General features: G+C 60.9%; 15 protein-coding genes. 10 read left to right on the top strand and 5 right to left on the bottom strand.

Going from position 1 to position 19,261, the window contains the following annotated elements:
• Positions 1-117: 117 nt before the first annotated feature.
• The 4 genes from RT21_RS01175 to RT21_RS01195 all read right to left on the bottom strand — a co-directional run bounded on the left by RT21_RS01175 (position 118) and on the right by RT21_RS01195 (position 7,297).
• Entirely contained in the window at positions 118-1,521 is a 1,404-nt protein-coding gene (locus RT21_RS01175) for an efflux transporter outer membrane subunit (RefSeq protein ID WP_046161251.1), read from the bottom strand.
• The gene (locus RT21_RS01180; protein ID WP_046161252.1) at positions 1,518-4,688 is read right to left on the bottom strand and encodes an efflux RND transporter permease subunit; all 3,171 of its coding nucleotides are present in this window, start codon (positions 4,686-4,688) and stop codon (positions 1,518-1,520) included. Before RT21_RS01180 ends, RT21_RS01175 begins: the two co-directional genes overlap by 4 nt.
• Positions 4,689-4,785: 97 nt before the next feature.
• Complete coding sequence (mexE, locus tag RT21_RS01185) at positions 4,786-6,015, bottom strand: multidrug efflux RND transporter periplasmic adaptor subunit MexE (RefSeq protein WP_046161253.1); 1,230 nt, start codon at positions 6,013-6,015, stop codon at positions 4,786-4,788.
• Positions 6,016-6,382: 367 nt separating this feature from the next.
• Positions 6,383-7,297 (bottom strand): LysR family transcriptional regulator, encoded by a 915-nt coding sequence (locus RT21_RS01195; RefSeq protein ID WP_046161255.1) that lies wholly within the window; start codon positions 7,295-7,297, stop codon positions 6,383-6,385.
• A 68-nt stretch (positions 7,298-7,365) separates the two neighbouring features.
• Between RT21_RS01195 and RT21_RS01200 the strand changes: the two genes are divergently transcribed.
• The 3 genes from RT21_RS01200 (at position 7,366) to RT21_RS23750 (ending at position 8,943) form a co-directional block, all read left to right on the top strand.
• On the top strand, positions 7,366-7,854 hold the full coding sequence (locus RT21_RS01200; RefSeq protein ID WP_046161256.1) for a DMT family transporter: 489 nt from the start codon (positions 7,366-7,368) through the stop codon (positions 7,852-7,854).
• Positions 7,855-8,086: 232 nt separating this feature from the next.
• Positions 8,087-8,326, top strand: coding sequence for a serine hydrolase (locus RT21_RS23745; RefSeq protein WP_052724707.1), 240 nt, complete (start codon positions 8,087-8,089; stop codon positions 8,324-8,326).
• Positions 8,327-8,523: 197 nt separating this feature from the next.
• On the top strand, positions 8,524-8,943 hold the full coding sequence (locus RT21_RS23750; RefSeq protein ID WP_052724708.1) for a serine hydrolase domain-containing protein: 420 nt from the start codon (positions 8,524-8,526) through the stop codon (positions 8,941-8,943).
• Positions 8,944-9,245: 302 nt separating this feature from the next.
• Here RT21_RS23750 and RT21_RS01210 read toward each other — a convergent pair whose 3' ends face one another.
• Positions 9,246-10,163, bottom strand: a complete 918-nt coding sequence (locus tag RT21_RS01210) for a LysR family transcriptional regulator (protein WP_046161257.1) — start codon at positions 10,161-10,163, stop codon at positions 9,246-9,248.
• Between the two features lie 269 nt (positions 10,164-10,432).
• On the opposite strand from RT21_RS01210, the gene RT21_RS01215 reads away from it, so the two are divergent.
• From RT21_RS01215 to RT21_RS01250, 7 genes are all read left to right on the top strand, one after another.
• Complete coding sequence (locus tag RT21_RS01215; protein ID WP_046161258.1) at positions 10,433-11,449, top strand: zinc-dependent alcohol dehydrogenase family protein; 1,017 nt, start codon at positions 10,433-10,435, stop codon at positions 11,447-11,449.
• Positions 11,450-11,556: 107 nt separating this feature from the next.
• Entirely contained in the window at positions 11,557-12,414 is an 858-nt protein-coding gene (locus RT21_RS01220) for an SDR family oxidoreductase (protein ID WP_046161259.1), read from the top strand.
• Positions 12,415-12,444: 30 nt separating this feature from the next.
• Entirely contained in the window at positions 12,445-13,458 is a 1,014-nt protein-coding gene (locus RT21_RS01225) for a non-homologous end joining protein Ku (RefSeq protein WP_046161260.1), read from the top strand.
• A 17-nt stretch (positions 13,459-13,475) separates the two neighbouring features.
• Entirely contained in the window at positions 13,476-14,396 is a 921-nt protein-coding gene (ligD, locus tag RT21_RS01230) for a non-homologous end-joining DNA ligase (RefSeq protein ID WP_052724709.1), read from the top strand.
• Positions 14,397-14,557: 161 nt separating this feature from the next.
• Positions 14,558-17,632, top strand: a complete 3,075-nt coding sequence (fdnG, locus tag RT21_RS01240; protein ID WP_177327043.1) for a formate dehydrogenase-N subunit alpha — start codon at positions 14,558-14,560, stop codon at positions 17,630-17,632.
• Positions 17,632-18,567 (top strand): formate dehydrogenase subunit beta, encoded by a 936-nt coding sequence (gene fdxH / locus RT21_RS01245; RefSeq protein WP_046161263.1) that lies wholly within the window; start codon positions 17,632-17,634, stop codon positions 18,565-18,567. Before fdnG ends, fdxH begins: the two co-directional genes overlap by 1 nt.
• On the top strand, positions 18,564-19,256 hold the full coding sequence (locus tag RT21_RS01250; protein ID WP_046161264.1) for a formate dehydrogenase subunit gamma: 693 nt from the start codon (positions 18,564-18,566) through the stop codon (positions 19,254-19,256). Before fdxH ends, RT21_RS01250 begins: the two co-directional genes overlap by 4 nt.
• Positions 19,257-19,261 lie beyond the last annotated feature (5 nt).

A 19,261-nucleotide genomic window follows, 5' to 3' on the forward strand; every position in this document is an offset into this window, starting at 1 on the left:
AAAAGGGCTTTCTCACAGAATTCATAATTGAGGCGGCGGGAGTTGCAACAGGTCACACTTTCGCCGGCGATAGGGGCGGCTCTGCGCCGCTAGACTGCAGCGCAGAGCCGTTGCCGATCAGCCGTTGGCCAGCTGCCAACCGCCGCCGAGTGCCTTGTAAAGGCCTACGACGCCACGATAGACCTCGACTTCGGCCTGCGCCTGCGCATCCTCGGCAGCCAGGCGCTCACGCTCGGCATCCAGCAGCACCAGAAAGTCCACCGTGCCTTCGCGGTAACGGATCGCAGCTTGCTCTGCTGCCGCACGGCTGGCGCCGGACTGACGCAACAAGGCGAGCAGCCGCTCCTGAGCTCTCGCATAGTCGCTGAAGGCGTTCTCCGATTCCTCCAACGCCAGCAGTACCTGCTGCTCGTAGCTGGCCAACGCACCCTCGGCGTCCGCTTTCGCACCGCGCAATCTGGCGCGAACGCTGCCCATGTCGAACGCTGCCCAGGTGATGCTCGGTGCGACGCCCCAAGCCTGAGCCGCGCTCGAACCGATCTGCGAACCGCGCCCCGCAATAAAGCCCAGGAAGCCACTCAGGCTTACCCGCGGAAACAGATCAGCCGTCGCTACGCCCACGTTGGAGGTCGCCGCTGCCAGCTGCCGTTCGGCCGCGAGAATGTCCGGTCGGCGACGTAGCAGCTCGGTGGGGTCGCCGATCGGCAGCGCCTTGGCGATGGCAGGTAACTCACGCGGCGCAAGGTCGACACTCAGCCTATCGGCGCGCTGACCGAGCAGGGTTGCGATGCGATTGGTCGCACGAGTCTGCTGCGCCTGCAGTTGCGGCAAGCTGGCCTCGGTTGCTGCCAGCCGTGCATCGGCGCGCAGCACGTCAAGTTCGCTACCTACGCCAGCGTCGCGCAGCTGCTCGGTCAGGCGATGCGAGTTGCGCTGATTCTCAAGGTTTTCCCGGGCGATGCGTTCACGCAACTGCGCGCCGCGCAGCTGACCGTAGGCGTCGACCAGTTCGGCAATCAGGCTGACCTGTAGCTGGTAGAGCTCCGCTTCCGCAGCTTCACTCTGCGCCTCGCTGGCTTCGATGCGTCGCTGCACCCGGCCGAACAGGTCAAGTTCCCAGGCCATGTCTAGCCCAAGATCGTAACGCTCGATGCTACTGCGCTCCTCGCCGAAGCCCGGCTGCTGAGCCTCGCCATATTCGGCGCTGGCCCCTGCGGTTACGGTAGGGAAGCGATCGTTGGTCACATCATCACGAATCGAACGAGCGGCGCGGAGCCGGGCGAAGGCGATGCGCAGTTCGCGGTTTTCGGCCAACGCTTCACCCACCAGTGCATCGAGCGTCGGATCATCGAACTGGCGCCACCAGGCTGCCTGGAATCGTGACTGATCGAAGCCAGCCGCCGCTGCGCGTTCAATCTGCGCGGGCGCAACCTCTGGGACGCGGTAATCCGGCCCCACTGCGCAGGCGCTCAAGGCCAGAACAGCCGCAAGCAGTAACGGAGTGGAAATGGCAGCCTTCATGCGTGCGCCTCCTTCAGTACCGCTTTCTTCTCTGCGCGCCGTTCAACGTAGGCGCGTATGACCAGGTAGAACACCGGCGTCAGCAGCAGGCCGAAGAAGGTCACCCCGAGCATGCCGCTGAACACCGCAACGCCCATGGCGTGACGCATCTCAGCACCCGCGCCGGAGGAGAGCACCAACGGCACCACACCCATGATGAACGCGAAGCTGGTCATCAGAATCGGGCGCAGCCGCAGGCGGCAGGCCTCAAGCACAGCGGATAGACGGTCCATGCCTTCTTCCTGTTTGTCCTTGGCGAACTCGACGATAAGAATCGCGTTCTTGCATGCCAGGCCGACGAGGACGATCAGGCCGATTTGGGTAAACACATTGTTGTCGCCGCCAGAGAGGATCACCCCGGTGATGGCCGAGAGCAGCGTCATCGGTACGATCAGAATCACCGCGAGCGGCAGGCTCCAGCTTTCGTACTGCGCCGCCAATACCAGGAAGGCCAGCAGTACGCAGAGCGGGAAGACGAACATCGCGGTGTTACCCGCCAGGATCTGCTGATAGGTCAGCTCGGTCCATTCGAAGCTCATGCCGTTCGGTAGCTCAGCTTGCAGCAGCCGCTCCATCGCCGCTTCGGCCTGGCCGGAGCTGTAGCCGGGGGCGGCCGCACCGTTGATCTCAGCGGTCAAGAAGCCGTTGTAGTGCATCACGCGATCCGGGCCTGAACTGTCACTGACCTTGACGAAGGTCGACAGGGGCACCATCTCGCCGCGGTTGTTGCGCACCTTCAGCTGGCCGATCTGGTCGGGCGTCAGGCGAAACTTCTGCTCGGCCTGGACGTTGACCTGATAGGTGCGGCCAAAGCGGTTGAAGTCGTTGGCATACAGCGAGCCGAGGTAGACCTGCATGGTGTCGAAGATCTGATCGATAGCCACCCCGTGGGTCTTGGCTTTCTCCCGGTCGATATCAGCATCGATCTGCGGCACGTTAACCTGATAGCTGGTAAACAGCCCGGCCAGCTCGGGATAGTCCGCGCTCTTGGCGATGACGTTCTGCACCTGTTTGTAGAGCTCCTCGTAGCCGAGGTTGCCGCGGTCCTGCACCTGCACGCGGAAGCCGCCGATGGTGCCCAGCCCTTGTACCGGCGGCGGCGGGAAGATCGCGATGAAGGCGTCCTGGATTTGAGCGAACTGGCCGTTCAGATCAGCCGCGATGGCGTTGGCGGACAGCGAGGGATCACTGCGCTCATCGAAGGGCTTGAGTGGGGTGAAGACGATGCCGCTGTTCGGGCTGTTGGTGAAGCCATTGATCGACAGGCCCGGAAAGGCCACGGTGTTCTCGACACCGGGGTGCTCGGCTGCGATTTGCGACATGCGCTTGATGACATCCTCGGTGCGATCCAGCGTGGCCGCATCCGGCAGTTGCGCGAAGGCCACCAGGTACTGCTTGTCCTGCGGCGGCACGAAACCGGTCGGAGTACTGGCGAATCCCAGGTATCCGAGTCCGACCAGGCCGACATACACCACCAGGGCGATGCCGCTGCCGCGCAGGATGCGTTTAACCGCACCGACGTAGCCGTGACTCGCACGCTCGAACACGCGGTTGAACGGCGCGAACAGCCAGGCGCCGAACAATTTGTCCAGCAGCCGCGAGAAGCCGTCCTTTGGCGCGTCATGGCTGCGCAGCAATGCGGCGGCCAAGGCTGGGGACAGGGTCAAGGAGTTGAAGGCGGAAATGACCGTCGAAATGGCAATGGTCAACGCGAACTGCTGGTAGAACTGCCCGGTGAGGCCGGAAATGAACGCGGTCGGGATGAACACGGCGCAGAGCACAAGTGCCGTCGCAATGATCGGCCCGGTGACTTCCTTCATCGCCTGCTTGGTGGCTTCGACCGGGGATTTGCCGAGGCCAATATTCCGCTCGACGTTCTCCACGACCACGATGGCGTCGTCCACCACGATGCCGATCGCCAACACCAGACCAAACAGCGACAGCGCGTTGAGCGAGAACCCCAGCATGTGCATCACCGCGAATGTGCCGATCAGCGACACCGGCACGGCGGCCAGCGGGATGATCGAGGCGCGCCAGGTCTGCAGGAACAGGATGACCACCAGCACCACAAGCACGATGGCCTCGAGCAGGGTGTGCACCACCGCCTCGATGGAGCCGCGCACGAAGATGGTCGGGTCGTAGACAATTTCGTAGTCCACGCCTTCGGGGAAATCCTTCTTCAGTTCGGCCATGCGAGCACGCACCGAGTCGGAGATTTCGATGGCATTCGAGCCAGGGCGCTGAAACACCGGAATGGCGACGGCCGGTTGGTTGTTGAGCAAGGAGCGCAGCGCGTACTGGCTGGAACCCAGTTCGATGCGTGCGATGTCCCGCAGGCGGGTGATCGAGCCGTCTTCACCGGCGCGGATGATGATGTTCTCGAACTCCTCCTCGCTAACCAGTCGGCCTTGGGTATTGATCGATAACTGGAAGTCCGTCGCGCCCGGTGCGGGTGGTGCACCCAGCGAACCCGCCGCAACCTGGCGGTTCTGCTCGCGGATCGCGTTGACCACGTCAGTTGCGGTGAGGTTGCGCGAGGCCACCTTGTTTGGATCGAGCCAGACGCGAAGCGAGTAATCGCCCATGCCGAACAGCTGCACATCACCAATCCCGTCCAGCCGCGCCAGCTCGTCCTTGACGTTGAGCGCCGCATAGTTGGACAGATAAAGCATGTCGTAGCGTTCGTCCGGCGAGGTCAGGTGCACCACCATCGTCAGGTCCGGCGAGGCTTTGTCCACCGTGACGCCGAGGCGCTGCACTTCGGTCGGCAGCGTCGGCTGGGTGCGCGTGACGCGGTTCTGCACCTGCACCTGGGCGTTGTCCAGATCGGTTCCCAACGCAAACGTGATGGTCAGGGTCAGCTTGCCATCGGCGGTCGCCTGGGAGGACATGTAGAGCATGCCCTCGACGCCGGTGATGGCCTGCTCCAGCGGGGACGCGACGGTTTCGCCGATGACTTTGGGGTTCGCACCTGGGAAGCTGGCGCGGACCACGACCGTCGGCGGCACCACCTCGGGATATTCGCTGATCGGCAATTGGAACAGCGAGATGGCACCACCGATCAGGATGATCAGCGACAGCACCGCGGCGAAGATTGGCCGTTGGATGAAGAACTGAGAGAAATTCATGACGCACTCCGGGGGAGAGGGTGCGCATGACGCACCCTGGCGGAATCAGTTTTTATGGGGTGGCGCCTCGGCGCCGGTCAGCTGGACGTGTTGAAAATCAACTGCTCGGTCCGCGCGCCAGCGTGCGGTCGACCACCTGCGGCTTCATCGCGGCGGAGATTGCACGGTTCTGTTCTTTCAGCGCGGCGAGGGTGTCAGCGTCGGCCATTGGCACATTTTGGGGCTGCACGGCGTTGCCCGGACGAACGCGCTGCAGGCCGTTCACCACGATGGTTTCACCTTCCTTCAGACCGTCACGCACGATGCGCAGGCCCTCAAGCTTCGGGCCGAGCTCGATGGAGCGATAGTTGACGGTGTCGTCCTTCCCGAGGACCAGGACGAACTTCTTGCCCAGATCGGTTCCGACCGCGACATCCTTGATCAGGACGGCGTCGTAGGTGGCGCTGCCGACCAGCTTCAGCCGCGCATAAAGCCCTGGCGTGAAGCTGCCGTCACGGTTGTCGAACACGGCGCGACCGCGAATGGTGCCGGTGCGGGGATCAACCTGGTTGTCGATGAAGTCCATGTGCCCCAGATGCGGGTGGCCTTCTTCGCTGGATAGCCCGAGGTACACAGGGGTTTCTTCCCCTCGCTCACCGTCGCGGGCCAGTTCGCGGTATTTCAGGTAGGTGCGTTCGTCTGCCTCGAAGTAGGCATAGACCTTGTCGGTCGAGACCAGCGTCGTCAGCAAGGCTTCGCCAGCATTGACCAGGTTACCCGCGGTGATCAGCGCACGACCTGCGCGGCCATCGATGGGGGCAGTGACGCGTGTGAAACCGAGATCCAGCTTGGCTGCATCGAGCTGAGCTTGGATGGCCGCGACGGCGGACTTCGCTTCGCTGGATGCGCTGGCCCGCGCATCAGCCAGTTCGGCGGAAATAGCGTTATTGGCGCGCAGTCGCTCACCGCGTTCGGCCTCGCTTGCGGTCCGGCGCTCAGTGGCACGAGCCTGTTGCAACTCGGCCTGCAAGCGTTTGACCTGGGCTTCGAACGGGCGCGGATCGATCTGGAACAGCAGATCGCCTTTCTTCACCAGCGAGCCTTCTTCGAACGCGACCTTGTCGATGAAGCCCGACACGCGTGGACGAATATCGACCGACTCGGGCGCTTCCAGGCGGCCGGTGAGTTCGTCCCATTCGGTCACCTGCTGCTCAATGACCTCAGCAACGCTGACGGCGGGGGCCGGCATAGCCGCTTCGGTGGCTTCAGGCGCTTTTCCGCATGCACCTACAAGGGCGGCAGCAACCGCAACCAATGGGTAACGCAAGGCTTTGAGTGAACGATCCATGCTTGACTCCGCAACTCGGGTTTTTATCGATGGCGGAAGTGTGGGGGTTGGCCTTTACAAGCAAAAATCGAACGAGGCGAATGTAAATATCATCCGCGATGATGTTGCAGCAGGTTTCATCGATGGGAGATGTGGAGAGGCTAGGGCGATGACCAGGGGGCGGGGAGTGCCGGTCATCTGGGCGAATAAATCGCATAATCAGGCTGAAAATAAGTGCGGGAGGGCACACCCCGCCCTCGATGCGAATTTTGGGGGTAAAGGTTTAGAGGAAACCTGTTAGTGCAACGAACGGTCGTCATCAAGCCTGGCCCGATCTCCCTGGTATCAATGACACCTGTAGAGCGGGCAAGCCCGTTTATTCCAATGTTCAGTGCTGCACACCCCGCACAAGCCCGACCAACCACTGCAACCCCGCATCCCCACCACGCCGCGCATGCCAGGCCAATTCGAACGCAAACGACGGGATATGAAACGGCGGCGGCACCGCCAGCAAATGCCGGTGATCGATATTGAGCACGCCTCGGGACGAGACGGTGAGAATCAGGTCGGTGCCTTGAATCAACTGCGGCGCCACGCCCCAATGCGGCAGGCTGACCGCCACATGCCGCCGTTCACGAATCGCCGTCAACGCCCGCTCGATTTCCGGCGTGCCGCTGCCGCGCATTTCCAGCAATACATGGGGGCGTGACAAGTAAGTCGGCAGATCCAGCGTGCCACTTGCCGGCAGGCTGTTGCGGTCCACCAGGCAGGTGTAGTGCTCTACGAACAGCGGCGTCGTGCGCAATTCGGCAGGCATGTCGGGGAAAACCCCCGCGGCCAGGTCGAGGTCGCCATTGAGCACACCATCCACCATACCTTCACGGCTGGCCTGGATAATTTGCAGATCGATGCCCGACGCTTCACTGCGCAAGGTACGCACAAGGTCGGGTAGGAAAATCGCTGCGCTGTAGTCAGACATCGCCAAACGAAATCTGCGTTTGGCTGAAGCAGGATCAAAGCGATTCGGTGCCAGCATGGCTTGCACCTGGGCCAGGGCTTCAGCCAGTGGCGCGGCCAGCTCCAGTGCACGAGCGGTCGGTACCAGGCTACCGCCCTGACGCACCAATAGCGAGTCGCCAAGCACGTCACGCAAACGCGCTAGGGCGTGGCTGACCGCAGGCTGGCTCAGGTGCAGACGCTCGGCAGCGCGGGTGACGTGTTGCTCGCTGAGCAGGGCATCGAGGATCACCAGCAAGTTCAGGTCAATACGGCGCAGATCATTCATTAGCTGCATGCTCAGCATAATAATTTAGAATTTAAATTTGCGCGGTGAATATCCTAGAGTCCAGCAAAATCTCCGGGAGATATGAAATGACGACGTTGCATTGGGTGGGTTTGCTGACGCTGGCGATCATCGCCGGAGCGGTGGTACCGTTTCAGAGTGCGATCAACGCGAACCTCGGGCGCGGGCTCGGCCATCCGTTGTGGGCCACCCTGGCGTCGCTGCTGGTGAGCATCGTCGTATTGCTGCCGGTGATCCTGGCGCTACGCTTGCCGTTGCCGAGCCTGACCTTTATCACCCAGGCACCGCTGTGGATGTGGGCGGGTGGCGCGTTTGGCGTGTGCTTTATTTCCCTGGCGTTGATGTTGTTGCCCAAGCTGGGCGCTTCAGGATTTATCGCCCTGGCCATGGCTGGGCAGATCCTGGCGTCGTTGGTGCTGGATCATTTCGGCCTGTTCGGCCTGGCTGAGCGCCAACTCACAACGCCCCGGGTGCTGGGGGCGTTGTTGTTGATCGGCGGGGTGGTGTTGATTCAGTTCAGCGCCTCCCCTGCCCGTGTCCTGGCAACGGCGAGCTAATCAGCCTTGGTCGAGCTACGGCAACCCGCACAGGAGGAGCGTCGCCGCGAACAGCGAGCACAAGACAATTACGTAATAAGGCGAATTATCTTCCCGGTGGTGCTCAGCGCTCGCGGGAGAATGAATCGCCCAAACGTTCGCGTTGCACGGCGCCGCCGAGTCAGTGTCGAAACCCTATGGCCTCGACGTCCCCACATCGAATCACCTACTTTCACCACCTGCTCAATCTGGCGTGGCTGCTCGTCTGCAGCCCGCTGCCGACGCGGGCCTGCAGGAGGTAATCGACCGGGCCAAACGCCTGGCGCCACTGGAAACTCTGATCATCGCCCGCCAAGGCGAGGTGATCGCTGAGCGCGGCTACCGTGGGCACCGCACCACCACGCCGACCAACATCAAGTCGGCCTCCAAATCGGTGATCGCCACCCTGGTTGGCATCGCCATCGACAAAGGGGTCCTCGAAGGCGTCGACTAGCGGATCGCCGCGCTGCTGGAAGCCGACCTGCCGCGCAACCCCGATCCGCGCCTGGATGAGGTGACGGTGGTCCACTTGCTCAGCATGCAGGCCGGCCTCGGCGCGACCTCCGGGGCTCACTACGCCGCCTGGGTGACGAGCCGCAACTGGATCCGTGCAGCGCTGGCACGGCCGTTCGAAGGCGAACCGGCGGGCCGATGATCTACTCCACCGGCTCCAGCCATTTGCTCTCAGCGATCCTCGCGCGCCAGACCGGGCAGTCCACGCTCCATCTGGCGAAACAATGGCTGGAACCACTCGAGGGGTTCGCCATCAGCGGCTCGACGCGTGGCCCGCGGGGGCATCTATCTGGGTGGCAACGAAATGGCGATGACCCACGTTCGCTGTTGGCCTTTGGCGAGCTCTACCGCCGCGGCGGGCTTACGGCGGCCGGCGAGCGGTTGCTATCAGAAGACTGGATAGAGTCATCCTGGACGCCACGCACGCGCTCGTGGTTCACAGGCCACGGTTATGGCTACGGCTGGTCCATTACCGAACTGAGCGGCGAAGCCGTGCGCTACGGCTGGGGCTATGGCGGGCAGATGGTCTATGTGGTGCCGGGCCTTTCGAACCGGTGATCGTCGGTCCGCTCGCCAGCGGCAAACGCTTCGACTTCCAGACTGGTATCTCCACCCGGGCGTTGACGGCCCAGCAATTACGCGAAACGCTAGGGCTCTAACGCGTCCATGGAATGACGTCCACACGGCGTCCTGAGTTCGCGAAATAGCGTCGAGCGAATGAGGGTGTGGTGCTTAGACGAGGGCGGCAAGCAGGTCGCCCTCGATGCCAGGCCTCATGGAATTCTCGGTGTAGGGGCGAACTTGTTCGCCTTGGGCGGCGGTTCAGCGATCCGGCCTAATGAATGGGTAGGGCTGCAATCCTAAAGGCTGTCCGGATCGCCGACGAACATCTGAATGCGTGAGCGCAGCCAGCGTTCGGCGGGGTCGTTGTCCTGAGCGCCGCGCCAGGCCATGGACAATTCGAAATCCTGGCTGGTCTCGAACGGTAGTGGTTCGGCTCGCACGCCGCCATTGGCTGCAAGGGCAGACGCGGCATAGTCGGGCAAGGTTGCCACCAGATCGGTTCCGGCGAGCAGGCTGGCCAGGCCATTGAACTGCGGAACGGCCAGCACGACCTTGCGCTTGCACCCATGCAGGGCCAATTCCTCATCGATATAGCCGTTCAGGTCGCCAGCAAAAGAAACCATGGCGTGGGGACGCGAGCAGTAGTCCTCCATGGTCATGCGACCTGGAATGCTGTCGGCGCGAAGCAGCATTGGTTTGGGTCTGCGCAGTACCTTGCGTTTGGCATTGGCTGGCAGCTCTTCGGTGTAGCAGACGCCGACCGAGATTTCCCCGGAGGCCAATAAGCCCGGCATGAGCAGGTAATTGGCACGACGCACCACCAGTACCACGCCTGGCGCTTCAGCGCGGATACGCCTGAGCATCTGCGGCAGCAAGGCGAACTCCACTTCGTCGGTCAGACCGATGCGAAACACCAGCTCGCTGGTGGCCGGATCAAAGGTCGAGGCGCGACTGACTGCGGTGGAGATGGAGTCCAGCGCAGGCGACAACAGGCCGGCGATCTCCTGCGCGCGCGCGGTCGGCTCCATGCTGCGGCCGGTGCGCACGAACAGTGGATCGTCGAACAGCGTGCGCAGGCGCGCCAGTGCAGCACTGATCGCCGGCTGGCCGAGAAAGAGTTTCTCCGCGGCACGGGTCACGCTGCGCTCGTGCATCAGTGTTTCGAAGACGATCAGCAGGTTCAGGTCTACGCGGCGAAGGTCGTTGCGATTCATGCCTTTCACTTCAAGCTGTGGTCAGACATAAGGCGCGGCTGACCGAAATGAGGGTTGCGTCTGCATTCTAGACAGATCGGAGTGACGTCGGCATGTCCATTCCCGCTTTGCAATGACACAAACCTGCAGCAGTCGGAGTGGCCTTACATACAGCACATCATCATTCCCACGCATGGCGACTATCGAGCGGAATGCAGGGATCGCTGCTGGAGTTGTGCCAATACTGCAGATAAAGTCACAGACACAGTAGTAATCGAGGGGTCTTTTTCATGTCCCGCATCATCCGTTTTCACCAGTTCGGCGCAGCCGATGTGCTGCGATACGAGCAGCGTGACGTACCGCAGCCTGGCGTGGGCGAGGTGCTGATCGGCGTAAAAGCGATCGGCATCAGCTGGAACGACGTGCTCTGGCGTCAGGATCTGGCGCCGCGTCACGCCCAACTTCCGGCCGGACTAGGTAGTGAGATCGCTGGCGAAGTGCTTGCGGTCGGCGAGGCGGTGGATGGCTTCTCGGTCGGTGATCGTGTGGCCAGCTTTCCCGGCCACGATCTCAATCGATATCCGCTATATGGGGAACAGGTGCTGCTGCCGCACACGTCTCTTGTCCACCCACCGGAAATGCTCAGCGCCGTCGAGGCCTGCATTCACTACACGCCCGCCTTGGTGTCGTATTTCGCGCTGGTGGAGTTAGCCAAGCTGGAAACAGGGCAGTTCGTGCTGGTCACACAGGCACGGCACTGCACCGGGCCATCGGCCGTTCAGATGGCAAAGGCGCTGGGTGCACGAGTGATCGCCACCTGCGACACGGCCGAAGACCGCGCCTTCCTGCGTGAGCTTGGGGCCGAGACAGTGATCGTCACCGAAGAAGAGGATTTGGTAGGCCGCCTGCAAAAGGTCACCGAAGGGGCGGGTGTCGAGGTGGTACTCGACAGTTGTGGTGGCTCGCAGATGAAGCTGCTTGGTGACGTTATCGCGCCGCGTGGCAAGCTGATTCTTTATGGGCTCAACGGTGGTAACGAAACGGCGTTTCCAGCCTGCGCGGCGTTCAAGAAGAACTTCAAGTTCTTCCTGCATTGCCTGTGCGACTTCACCGGGCAACCCGAGTTGGGCATCGAGCAAAACCGCGAGGCGGTCCAGAATGCCTTGCTGCACATCAACCAGCTCACGGTTGACCGCCTGATCACGCCGCAGGTCGACAAGGTCTTCGGCTTCGACGAGGTCGTGGCAGCCCACGAATACGTCGAAAGCGGTGTGCCGCGCGGCCGGGTCGTACTGCGCGTCGATTGATACTTCGAGGCCTCTGCATTGGGGCCTCTCATCGCTTCATAGAAACTTTTCCCGCCCGCGCCAAGTCCTCCGAATACAGGTTTGATCCCTTGACGGAGGATTTTTGCATGCCCGACGAAAACCAGACGCTCCCCCCGCAGCAACAGGCTGAACCGGGCAAAGAAAGCGAGATGACCCCGAGGCCCGAGTACCGTGGCGAGGACTACAAAGCGGCCGGCAAGCTCCAGAACAAGGTCGCAATCATCACTGGCGGCGACAGCGGCATCGGCCGCTCGGTAGCGGTGCTGTTTGCACGTGAAGGCGCCGATGTAGCGATTCTCTATCTGGATCAACACCAGGACGCCGAGGAAACCAAGCGCGCAGTGGAAGAGCAGGGGCGCAAGTGTCTGACTTTCGCCGGCGACGTGGCGGGCCGCGACGTGTGCCGCAAGGTGATCGACGAAACGGTGAGTGCCTTCGGCAAGCTCGACATTTTGGTCAATAACGCCGCCGAGCAGCATCCCCAGGAAAAGCTCGAAGACATCAGCGAAGAGCAGTGGGAGAAGACCTTCCGCACCAACATTTTCGGCATGTTCCAGATGACCAAGGCTGCACTGCCGCACCTGAAAAAAGGCGCCTCGATCATCAACACCACGTCGGTGACGGCCTACAAAGGCAGCCCACAGCTGCTGGACTACTCATCGACCAAGGGCGCCATCACGGCCTTTACCCGCTCGCTGTCGATGAACATCGCCGACCGAGGCATTCGCGTGAACGGGGTCGCGCCCGGGCCGATCTGGACGCCGCTGATTCCGTCGACCTTCGACGAAGACAAGGTCGAGAAATTCGGCGCCAACGTGCCCATGGAGCGTCCCGGCCAGCCGGATGAAGTGGCGCCGGCATACGTGTATCTGGCCAGCAGCGACGCTTCCTATGTCAGCGGACAGGTGATCCATGTGAACGGCGGCACCGTGGTCAACGGCTGACCGAACGACTGTCGACAGGAGGGAAGGCTTATGCCCCGTACGATCTGGAAAGGCGCCGTCAGTTTCGGCCTGGTTCATATCCCCGTCGCCTTGGTGCCTGCGACCACGCGCTCGGGTATAGATTTCGACTGGCTGGACAAACGCAGCATGGACCGAGTGGGCTACAAGCGCATCAACAAGACCACCGGCGAGGACATCGAGAGCGAGAACATCGTCAAAGGCGTGGAATACGAAAAGGGTAACTACGTCGTTATCAGCGATGACGAGATCAAGGCCGCTCACCCAGAAGCCACGCAGACGGTAGACATCGTTGCCTTTGTCGATGCCAAGGACATTTCCTTCCTGTACATCGCTACGCCCTATTACCTCACCCCGGACCGGCGGGGTGAAAAGGTTTACGCGCTGCTGCGCGAAACCCTGACTCAGACTGGCAAGGTCGGCATCGCCAACGTGGTGCTGCGCAACAAGCAGCATCTGGCCGTGGTGATGCCGCTGGGCAAGGCACTGGTGATGAATACGCTGCGCTGGGCCGATGAGGTCAGGGGCGTGGAGTACCTTGAGATGAAAGACGAGGCGCTTAATGCCGACCTCAACCCGAAGGAACTCGACATGGCCAAGCGGCTGGTCGAGGACATGAGTGAGGATTGGAACCCCGAGCAATACAAGGACACCTTCCAAGACCAGATCATGGATCTAGTAGAGACCAAGGCTCGCGAGGGCAAGCTCGAAGCCGTGGGTGGGCCGGAAGAAGCAGTTGATCGTCGCAGCGCCGATGTCATCGACCTGACCGAACTGCTCAAACGTAGCCTGGCCGGCAAATCGTCCGCTAAGAAAGCTGCCCCGACTGAAGACGTTGACGACGACGAAGACAGCGAAGAGGCATCGCCTGCCAAGCGGGCCACGAGCAAAACTACAGCCAGCAAATCGAAGGCCCCGGCCAAGTCTGCAGCCAGTAAATCCTCGACCAGCAAAACCGCGACGGCCCGCAAGACCAGCACCAGTAAACCGGCTGCCAGCAAGTCCAACAGCAAGAAAGCGAGCTGACCTCATAAGGAGCGTGCATGGCTGAAAAGGCTGCCAAAAATCGCCCCGATGTAGGGGGTATCGGCATCAGTAATCCGCAGCGTGTCATCGATCCGGCAAGTGGTGCCACCAAGCTGCAGCTCGCTGAATACTATCTGGCAGTGGGCGAATGGCTCGTACCTCATCTGGCCAAGCGTCCGCTGTCCATCGTCCGCGCGCCGGATGGCGTCAGCGGCGATAGCTTCTTCCAGCGCCACTGCGGGCGGCTGAAAATGCCGCACATGCACGTGCTGGATAAGTCCCTCGATCCGGAGCATGCACACCTGATCCAGGCGGACAGTATCAGCGCGGTCGTCGAGGCGGTGCAGATGGGCACCGTCGAGTTTCATACGTGGAATGCGCGCAGCGACCGCATCGACAAGCCGGATCGGGTGGTCTTCGATCTGGATCCTGACCCGGAGCTGCCGTGGTCAAGCATGGTCGAGGCGACGAACATGACCCTTGAGCTGCTTGATCAACTCGGTCTCAAGGCCTTCATCAAAACCAGCGGTGGGCGCGGCATGCATGTCGTGGTGCCGATCGATCGTCGTCAGAGTTGGGGTTGCGCCAACGAATTTGCCCGTATGGTCACGGTTCGCCTGGCCAAAGAGTCACCTGAGCAGATCGTCGCAAAGATGGGGCCGAAGAATCGGGTCGGCAAGATCTTCGTCGACTACCTGCGCAACCAGCGAGGCGCTAGCACGGTTGCTGCTTTTTCCGCACGAGCACGCCCTGGGCTGCCCGTCTCAGTGCCCATCACGCGGGAGGAGCTGGACCAGATAAGCGGCGCCGATCAGTGGAACATCCTCAATCTCCATGAACGCCTCAAGAGCCTGAAGCTCGATCCATGGGCCGACTACGCCACGACCCGTCAGAGCCTTTCAGCGCAGCTTTTGAAGGATCTCGCTGCGCGTCAATGACGCGACGGGTGACCTGTCTGTGGCCGGCTTACTGGACTAGCCTCGTACTGGCGTAGCGAATACGCCGCCCCGTCTGTCCCGCCGGAGGAACCATTCCAGAGCGGTTCAGTCGATGTGGTTAGATGGGCAGACATAATAAGTAACAGGAGATACCGATGACCGTGCGAGTATCCCGGCGACAGTTCCTGAAGTTCGGTGCGGCCGGTGTGGGCGCGTCGAGCATGGCCATGATGGGATTTGCGCCTGATGAAGCATTAGCGTCGATTCGTCACTTCAAACTGACCGGCGCAAGAATGACCCGCAATATTTGCACCTACTGCTCGGTAGGCTGCGGCATGTTGCTGTACTCGCGTGGTGATGGCGCGATCAACGTTATTGACGAGATCTACCACGTCGAAGGCGATCCGGACCATCCAGTCAGTCGAGGATCGCTTTGCCCTCGGGGGGCAGGCGTGCTGGACTTCATCAAGAGCGAGTCGCGGGTCAAATACCCCGAGGTTCGCGAGCCTTACACCAACGAGTGGAAGCGCATCAGCTGGGATGAGGCGTTCGCACGCATCGCCCGGCACATGAAGGACGATCGCGACAGAAATTTCGAAACACATGACGAGCAGGGCAGGCTGGTCAATCGCTGGATGACCACGTCGATGGTCGCAGCGTCGGCTTGCACCAACGAGACAGCTTATCTCACGCAGAAAATTACCCGAGCACTCGGCATTCTCAAACTAGACAACCAGGCGCGCGTTTGACACGGACCAACGGTGGCAGGTCTTGCCCCAACATTTGGTCGCGGTGCCATGACGAACCACTGGACCGACATTGCCAATGCCAATGTCATCCTGTCGATGGGAGGCAATTCGGCTGAAGCACACCCCGTAGGCTTCCGCTGGGTCATGCATGCCAAGCAGCGCAGCAATGCCGTGCTGATCTCAATCGACCCGCGCTTCAACCGCACCACGGCGGTGGCGGACTATCACGCCTGGATTCGCACGGGGACGGACATCGCGTTCCTTGGTGGTTTCATCAACTACCTGATCGAAACCAACCGCTTTGCGCATGAATATGTACGCGAATACACCGACGCGAGCCTGATCGTGGCTGAAGGGTTCGGCTTCGAGGAGGGACTGTTCACCGGCTACAACCCGGCGGACCGCACCTACGATCGTCAAACCTGGAACTTCGAGACCGGCGAGGACGGTTTTGTCCGCACTGATCCAACCTTCGAGCACCCGCGCTGCGTGCTTCAGCTGATGCGTCAGCATTACAGCCGCTACACGGTTGATCAGGTGGAAAATATCTGCGGCATGCCCCAGGAGAAGGTGCTTGAGCTTTGGGATCTGATGGCGACCACCTCGGCGCCAGACAAGACCATGACCATCCTCTATGCCCTGGGTTGGACGCAGCACACTATCGGATCGCAGATCATTCGCTGTGGCGCAATGGTGCAGCTGCTGTTGGGCAACATGGGTATGCCTGGCGGAGGTGTCAACGCTCTGCGTGGGCACTCCAATATTCAAGGCCTGACCGACATCGGACTGCTGTCAAACCTGTTGCCCGGCTATATGAACCTGCCTTCGGCAGACCTGCAGACCTATGACGACTATCTGGAAACGAGGGTCAAGCCGCCATTGCTCGAGGGCGAGGTCTCGTACTGGAAATTCTACGAACGCTTCTTCGTCAGCATGATGAAGGAATGGTACGGCGACGCCGCCACGGCTGAGAACAACTGGTGCTACGACTGGTTGCCGAAGCTTTCCGAACCGATCTATGACGTGCTCTACGCCATTAACGACATGACGTTGGGCAAGGCGACCGGCGCCTTCTGCCAAGGCTTCAACATCCTCGCGGCCTTTCCGAACAAGGCCAAGGTTTTGGACGGGCTGTCGAAACTCAAGTACTTCGTGATCATGGACCCGCTCACGGTGGAAACCGGTGAGTTCTGGAAGAATTTCGGCGAATACCACGATGTCGATCCGTCGAAGATCGCCACTGAGGTGTTCCGCCTGCCGACCACCTGCTTCGCCGAGGACGACGGGTCCATCACCAACAGTGCCCGCTGGCTGCAATGGCATGAGAAGGCGGCACCCGGGCCTGGCGAAGCCATGACCGATACCGAGATTCTCGGAGAGGTCATGCTGCGCCTCAAGCACATGTATCAGGTCGAAGGCGGAGCATTCCCAGACCCGATCTTGAATCTTGAGTGGAACTACAAGGTCCCGGATTTTCCGAAAGCATCCGAGTTGGCGAAGGAATACAACGGACGGGCCCTGGCGGATCTTTCCGACGATACCGGCAGGATCATCCGGCGTAAGGGTGAACAGTTGCAGGACTTCAGTGAACTGCGTGCTGATGGTTCGACCGCGTGCGGCTGCTGGATCTATTCCGGGGCCTGGACCGAAGCCGGAAACATGATGGCTCGTCGAGACAATTCGGACCCTTACCACACGGGTAATACGCTGGGCTGGGCGTGGGCATGGCCGATGAATCGACGGCTTTTGTACAACCGCGCATCGGCAAGGCCTGACGGTACGCCGTGGGCTCCGAACAAAGCATTTATCTGGTGGGACGGGGAGCGCTGGACGGGCGCCGACGTGCCGGACTACCCGATCTTTACGCCACCGTCAGCCGGTGTTGGGCCATTCATCGTGACACAGACCGGCCGAGGACATTTCTTCTCCTGCGAATGGCTGAACGAAGGGCCGCTCCCTGAGCACTACGAACCGATGGAAACGCCCATCGACCGTAACCCGCTCAATCCCAACAACCCATTGGCGCTGCATAACCCCATCGCCCGGGTATTCGAGCAGGATCGCGATTCGTTTGGCTCGAACAAGGAGTTTCCGTACGCGGCGACGACCTATCGACTGACTGAGCATTTCCACTACTGGACGATGCACGTGCGGCTCAACGCCATCGCCCAGCCGGAGAAGTTCATCGAGATGAGCGATGTACTTGCAGCCGAGCTGGGCATCAACGCAGGCGACCGGGTCAAGGTAACGTCCAAGCGTGGATTCATCACCGCTGTGGCGGTGGTAACCAAGCGCATGGTGCCGTTGCAGGTCGATGGTCGAACGGTCCATCACATCGGGATCCCGATCCACTGGGGCTTCAAAGGTGTTACGAAAAAGGCGCACCTGACCAACACCCTCACGCCGTTCGTGGGTGATGGGAACACCCAGACGCCAGAGTTCAAGTCGTTTCTGGTGAACGTGGAAAAAGTCGGAGGGATCGTTTAATGCGTGGCGATCAGATCAATCTGCAAAACATCATCGCCCGCTCGGCGACCACCACGCCTTCTCCGCAGGTCCGTCATGGAGGTGTGGAGAAGGTCACCAAGCTCATTGATGTGTCCGTGTGCATTGGGTGCAAGGCCTGCCAGGTTGCCTGTTCGGAGTGGAACGACCTGCGTGATGACGTCGGGGAGTGCGACGGGACCTATAACAACCCGCAAGACCTTTCGCCTGAGTCATTCGAAGTCATGCGTTTCTCGGAGTATGAGGACGAGCAGGGCAATCTCGAGTGGCTGATCCGCAAGGACAACTGCATGCATTGCGCCGAACCGGGTTGCCTCAAGGCGTGCCCGTCGCCCGGGGCCATCGTGCAGTACGCCAACGGCATCGTCGACTTCAACTCCGAGCATTGCATCGGCTGTGGCTATTGCGTGGCAGGCTGTCCCTTCGATATTCCCCGGATATCGAAGAAGGACAACAAGGCTTACAAATGCACACTGTGTTCGGATCGGGTCTATAACGGGCTGGAACCGGCTTGCGTCAAAAGCTGCCCGACCTCGGCCATCATGTTCGGCACCAAGGAAGACATGCTCGACTACGGCGCCCACCGTGTTGCAGATCTTCAGGGGCGTGGCTATGAAAACGCCGGGATATATGACCCGCCGGGCGTCGGCGGCACCCACGTGGTCTATGTGCTGCAGCACAACGACAAGCCGGAGATCTACAGCGGTTTGCCTCGTGATCCGCACATCGCCCCGACGGTCGAGCTGTGGAAGGGCGTGACCAAACCGATCATGTCGGTGGCATTGGGCATGTCCGTTCTGGCTGGTTTCTTCCACTACGTGATGAAGGGGCCGAAAGAAGAGCCGGAAGACGATCCTGATCCGGTGAAAGCGCATGACGCCCGCGACATCGATAAGCGCGGGGAGGACCGGCTATGAGCCACTCCAACGTTAAGCACGGCATCCTACGTTATGGCTGGTGGACACGAGTCAATCACTGGCTCATCGCGATCAGCTTCACGTTGCTCGTGTTGAGTGGGCTTGCATTGTTCTATCCGGCGTTCTTTGGGCTCACTGCGCTTTTTGGTGGGCCTGAACCCACACGCATCGTGCATCCGTACATCGGCGTGTTCATGTCGTTGTTCTTCGTCATCCAGGCCGTGCGCTTCTTTGGCGACAACCTGATCCGTCGCCACGACGTGCAATGGATGAAGCAGATCCGCGACGTGCTGGGCAACCGCGACGAGCGGTTACCTCCAGTGGGCAAGAACAACGCCGGGCAGAAGCTGGTGTATTGGATCTTCCTCGCCACCGTGCCGGTATTGCTGGTGACCGGCATCGTCCTGTGGCGGCCCTGGGTCGCCGATGAGATGCCGGTTTGGGCGCTGCGCTGGGCGGTGACCATCCATGCCTATACCGCCTTCATCGCAATTATCACGTTGGTTATACACGTCTACTCGGCAATCTGGGTGAAGGGCTCGGTACGCGCAATGACCCAGGGCCGTGTAAGCCACGCCTGGGCGCGTCACCACCACGGTCTCTGGTATGACGAGGTACGCCGTAAGGAAGGTTATGACGATCCGGGTGGTCTTTCGCCTGATCGTGACGTGCCGTCGAAACGAACTTAAGGAGT

The organism is Pseudomonas sp. 10B238 (genome assembly GCF_000970615.1).
Taxonomy (GTDB): domain Bacteria; phylum Pseudomonadota; class Gammaproteobacteria; order Pseudomonadales; family Pseudomonadaceae; genus Stutzerimonas.